The 5,420-nt window shown below is 60.6% G+C and carries 3 protein-coding genes; all 3 read left to right on the top strand.

Annotated elements, in window-relative coordinates; translation table 11 throughout:
• The first annotated feature begins 198 nt into the window (after positions 1-198).
• Positions 199-1,197, top strand: a complete 999-nt coding sequence (locus tag HU811_RS24315) for a phosphate ABC transporter substrate-binding protein PstS family protein (protein ID WP_186658515.1) — start codon at positions 199-201, stop codon at positions 1,195-1,197.
• A gap of 468 nt (positions 1,198-1,665) precedes the next feature.
• Positions 1,666-3,699: an ABC transporter permease subunit gene (locus tag HU811_RS24320; protein WP_177193363.1), complete on the top strand. Its 2,034-nt coding sequence runs from the start codon at positions 1,666-1,668 to the stop codon at positions 3,697-3,699.
• A gap of 15 nt (positions 3,700-3,714) precedes the next feature.
• Complete coding sequence (gene pstA, locus HU811_RS24325) at positions 3,715-5,385, top strand: phosphate ABC transporter permease PstA (RefSeq protein ID WP_186658517.1); 1,671 nt, start codon at positions 3,715-3,717, stop codon at positions 5,383-5,385.
• Positions 5,386-5,420 lie beyond the last annotated feature (35 nt).

Here is a 5,420-nt window from a genome sequence, read left to right on the forward strand (position 1 = left end):
TCATCGCGAGCAGGCTCGCTCCCACAGGATCTACGCGGTCCCTGTGGGAGCGAGCCTGCTCGCGATTGGACCTGCGTGATCGTCTTTTAAAATCGCAATAATGGCCTTTCATCCAATTGTCATATTTCAGCCATAGAGTGTTCACACGGCTTACCGATACTTGGCCGACTTAACACACCTATCTGCTAGGAGTAAGGCATGAAACTGAAGCGTTTGATGACGGCAATGACCTTTGTCGCCGCTGGCGTTGCGACCGCCCACGCGGTTGCCGCTGTCGACCCAGCCATCCCGAGCTACACCAAGACCACTGGTGTGTCGGGCAACCTGTCCAGCGTCGGCTCCGATACCCTGGCCAACCTGATGACCTTGTGGGCAGAGAACTACAAGAAAGAATACCCGAACGTAAACATTCAGATTCAGGCCGCCGGTTCCTCTACCGCGCCACCTGCTCTGACTGAAGGCACCTCCAACCTGGGCCCGATGAGCCGCAAGATGAAGGACAACGAGCTGCAGGCCTTCGAAACCAAATACGGTTACAAGCCTACCGCCGTACCGGTTGCCGTTGACGCCTTGGCTGTGTTCGTACACAAGGACAACCCGATCAAAGGCCTGACCATGGCTCAGGTCGACGCGATTTTCTCGTCCACTCGCCTGTGCGGCGCCAAGGCTGACGTCAAGACCTGGGGCGACCTGGGCGTGACCGGTGACCTGGCCAACAAGCCAGTCCAGCTGTTCGGTCGTAACTCGGTATCCGGCACCTACGGCTACTTCAAAGAAGAAGCCCTGTGCAAAGGCGACTACAAGTCCAACGTCAATGAACAGCCTGGTTCGGCGTCGGTTGTACAGTCCATCAGCAGCTCGCTCAACGGCGTTGGCTACTCGGGCATCGGCTACAAGACCGCCAGCGTGAAAACCGTTGCCCTTGCCAAGAAAGAAGGCGGCGAGTTCATCGAAGACACCGAAGAAAACACCCTGAACGGCAAGTACCCACTGTCGCGTTTCCTCTACGTCTACATCAACAAGGCGCCGAACAAGCCTCTGGCTCCGCTGGAAGCCGAGTTCCTGAAGCTGGTCCTGTCCAAACAAGGTCAGGAAGTTGTGGTCAAGGACGGCTACATCCCACTGCCAGCCAAGGTTGCCGCCAAGGCTCTGGCTGACCTGGGTCTGTCCGAAGGCGCCAACGTCGCCAAGAAGTAACACCTGAGCCCGGGCCGCACCCGGGCTTTTGTGGGAGCGGGCTTGCTCGCGAAGAGGCCAGTGTATTCAACACTGATGTTGACTGGCCCCACGCTTTCGCGAGCAAGCCCGCTCCCACACCCAATTTCCTGTCCGCTGCCGGTATTCACGGGCGGCGGATTTGTTGCGTCACTGCATTGTCATCTTTCTGTCATACAGGATCGCTAGGGTGTGCGCATGAATGATCTGGCCAATTCCACAATGACTACGACTTCCCCTCCCAAGCGCATTGACTTCAATACGCCTGAACTGCAACGCAAGCGCCGCATCCGCGCGCTCAAGGATCGCCTGACCCGCTGGTACGTTCTGGTCGGCGGGCTCGCCGTGCTGGCGGCCATTACCTTGATTTTCTTCTTTCTGGCGTACGTGGTCCTCCCGCTGTTTCAGGGCGCGGACCTGACCTCCAAGGACTCGATTACGCCTGCCTGGATGCAGGACGCCGGCAAACCGCTGATGATCGCCATCGAAGAGCAAAACCAGGTGGCGATGCGGATCTCCGACAAGGGCCAGGCGCTGTTCTTCGACATCGACACCGGGGCAGAGCTGCGTCGTGTCGACCTGCCGGTGCCGGCGGGTGCCAGCGTGACCTCCATCGGCGAAGACCAGCCCGGCAGCCCGCTGGTGGTGATCGGTCTGTCCAACGGCCAGGCGCTGGTGCTGCGCCATACCTATAAAGTCAGCTATCCAGACGGCAAGAAAACCATCTCGCCGGCCATTGAGTACCCGTACGGTGAAACGCCGATTGTGCTCAACGAGCAGGGCGCGCCGCTGGAGCACGTATCGCTCAACGCCACTGATTCGACCCTGTTGCTCGCCGGCTCCACGGGCGCGCAACTGCAGGTGTTGTCGATCACCAGTGAAGAAAACATGATGACCGGTGAAGTCACCAGCGAGCAGACGCGTATCGATCTGCCGCAGATGACCGAGCCGGTCAAAAACATCTTCGTCGACCCACGTCAGCAATGGCTGTATGTCGTCAACGGACGTGCCCAGGCCGACGTGTTCAGCCTGCGCGACAAGAGCCTCAACGGCCGCTACAAGCTGCTTGAGAACGGCGATGCCCAGGTCACTGCCAGCACGCAGCTGGTGGGCGGGATCTCCCTGATCATTGGTGACTCCACCGGTGGCCTGGCTCAATGGTTCATGGCCCGTGACCCGGACGGCGAACAGCGTCTGAAGCAGATTCGTACCTTCCAGATGGGCACTGCGCCGGTCATCGAGATCACCGCCGAGGAACGGCGCAAAGGTTTCGTGGCCCTGGACGCGTCCGGCAAACTCGGCGTGTTCCACAGCACCGCTCACCGCACCTTGCTGGTGGACCAGGTGGTCGACGGCCAGGGCTTGTTCGGTATGTCGCCCCGGGCCAACCGTCTGCTCGTGGAGCAAGGCGGCAAATTACAACCGTTGCTGCTGGAGAACCCGCATCCGGAAGTCTCGTGGAGCGCGTTGTGGGGCAAGGTCTGGTACGAAAACTACGACGAGCCTAAGTACGTCTGGCAATCGACCGCGGCCAACACCGATTTCGAACCCAAGATGAGCCTTTCGCCGCTGACCTTCGGCACCCTGAAAGCTGCGTTCTACGCGATGCTGCTGGCTGCGCCGCTGGCGATTGCTGCCGCGATCTACACCGCATACTTCATGGCCCCAAGCTTGCGCCGCAAGGTCAAGCCGGTGATCGAGCTGATGGAAGCGATGCCGACGGTGATCCTCGGTTTCTTCGCCGGCCTGTTCCTGGCGCCTTACGTCGAAGGGCATCTACCGGGTATTTTCAGCCTGCTGATGTTGATGCCGATCGGCATCCTGGTGGCCGGTTTCGTCTTCAGCCGCTTGCCTGAGTCCGTGCGTCTGAAAGTGCCAGAAGGCTGGGAAAGCGCGATGCTGATCCCGGTGATCCTGTTCGTGGGCTGGCTCTCGCTCTACATGAGCCCGTACATGGAAGCCTGGTTCTTCGGTGGCGACATGCGCATGTGGATCTCCCATGACCTGGGCATCACCTACGACCAGCGCAACGCCCTGGTAGTCGGCCTGGCGATGGGTTTTGCGGTCATCCCGAACATCTACTCCATCGCTGAAGACGCCGTGTTCAGTGTGCCGCGTGGCCTGACCCTGGGCTCGCTGGCCCTCGGTGCCACGCCGTGGCAGACCATGACCCGCGTGGTGATTCTCACCGCCAGCCCCGGCATCTTCTCGGCGCTGATGATCGGCATGGGCCGTGCGGTCGGTGAAACCATGATCGTGCTCATGGCCACCGGTAACACGCCGGTCATGGAAATGAACCTGTTCGAAGGTCTGCGCACCCTGGCGGCCAACGTGGCGGTGGAAATGCCTGAATCGGAAGTCGGCGGCAGTCATTACCGCGTGCTGTTCCTGTCGGCGCTGGTGCTGCTGCTGTTCACCTTCATCATGAACACCCTCGCCGAGCTGATCCGTCAGCGTCTGCGCAAGAAATATTCGTCGCTTTAAGAAAGGTAGAAGTCTGTGAAACAGAACTCCCTGAAAGGATGGTTCAAGAGCGGCGCCCCCGGCGTCTGGATCAGCGGTGGCGCGGTGTCCATCGCGGTCATCATGACCATTGGCCTGCTGGCAGTGATTGCCGTGCGCGGTCTGGGCCATTTCTGGCCGGCGGACCTGATCCACGCCAGCTACAACGTGCCGGGCATGCCCGCGCATCTGGTTGTAGGCGAAGTGGTGCAGAAGGAATCAGTGCCCCGCGAGCGTCTGAAAAGCGCTGGCCTGCCGGTGCCGGACGAAGGCCCCGAGTTCATGACCCGTGAGTTGATCAAGGTCGGCAACCGGGACCTCAACGGCACGGATTTCACCTGGATCGTCGGTGACTGGCTGACCAACCAGACCACGCCGCCGGAGCTGATGGCCATCGAGCGTCGCGAGTGGGGTAATTTCTACGGCTACCTGGTCAACGTCAAAGAGAACGGCAAGGTCATCGCCGAAGGCGAAGCGGCCTGGCCGGAACTGCAAGCTCGCGTGGCCCGGGTCAACAAGCTCGCGGCCGAGCTCAAGACCCTGGAAAAATCCGACATCGGTGCAATCAACGCAGGGCTTGAGCGCATTCGTCTCAAAGGCCGCAAGCTGGAGCTTGATGGCAAACTGGACGCCGCGGCGCAAGCGGATCTGGACGCTGACCGTGCTGAGCTCGATGCCCGTTACAAGGACATCGAAGCGCGTCTGGGTGATCTGCACGCGCAGTTCAACCGCGACAGCCTGACCGCCCGCGATGCCAATGGCAAAGAACTGGAAATCGAAATCGGCAAAGTGGTTCACGCCTACCAGCCGAACGGCATGGGGACGTTCACCAAGATCGGTTTCTATTTCAGCAAGGTCTGGGAATTCCTCAGCGACGATCCTCGTGAAGCCAACACCGAAGGCGGGATCTTCCCGGCGATTTTCGGCACCGTCATGATGACCCTGATCATGGCGATGGTCGTGACGCCATTCGGTGTGCTGGCAGCGGTGTACCTGCGCGAATACGCTCGTCAGGGACCGATGACCCGCCTGATCCGTATTGCGGTGAACAACCTGGCGGGCGTACCGGCCATCGTTTACGGCGTGTTCGGCCTGGGCTTCTTCGTTTATGTGTTGGGTGGTTCGGTTGACCGGTTGTTCTTCCCCGAAGCCCTGCCGGCGCCGACTTTCGGTACCCCGGGCCTGCTCTGGGCGTCCCTGACCCTGGCGCTGCTGGCGGTGCCGGTGGTGATCGTGGCCACCGAAGAAGGCCTGGCGCGTATCCCGCGTACCGTGCGCGAAGGCTCCCTGGCCCTGGGCGCGACCAAGGCCGAGACACTGTGGAAAATCGTGCTGCCGATGGCGAGCCCGGCGATGATGACCGGCATGATCCTCGCGGTGGCTCGCGCCGCCGGTGAAGTGGCGCCATTGATGCTGGTGGGCGTGGTGAAACTGGCCCCGTCGCTGCCGCTGGACGGCAACTACCCGTACCTGCACCTGGACCAGAAGATCATGCACCTGGGCTTTCACATCTATGACGTAGGCTTCCAGAGCCCGAACGTCGAAGCGGCGCGACCGTTGGTATATGCCACGGCGCTGTTGCTGGTGCTGGTGATTGCCACGCTCAACCTATCGGCGGTGTGGATCCGTAACCACCTGCGCGAGAAGTACAAAGCGTTGGATAGCTGATTTTTATGTGGGAGCGGGCTTGCTCGCGAAGACGG

Source organism: Pseudomonas tehranensis, assembly GCF_014268615.1.
In the GTDB taxonomy this organism is placed as follows: Bacteria; Pseudomonadota; Gammaproteobacteria; order Pseudomonadales; family Pseudomonadaceae; genus Aquipseudomonas; species Aquipseudomonas tehranensis.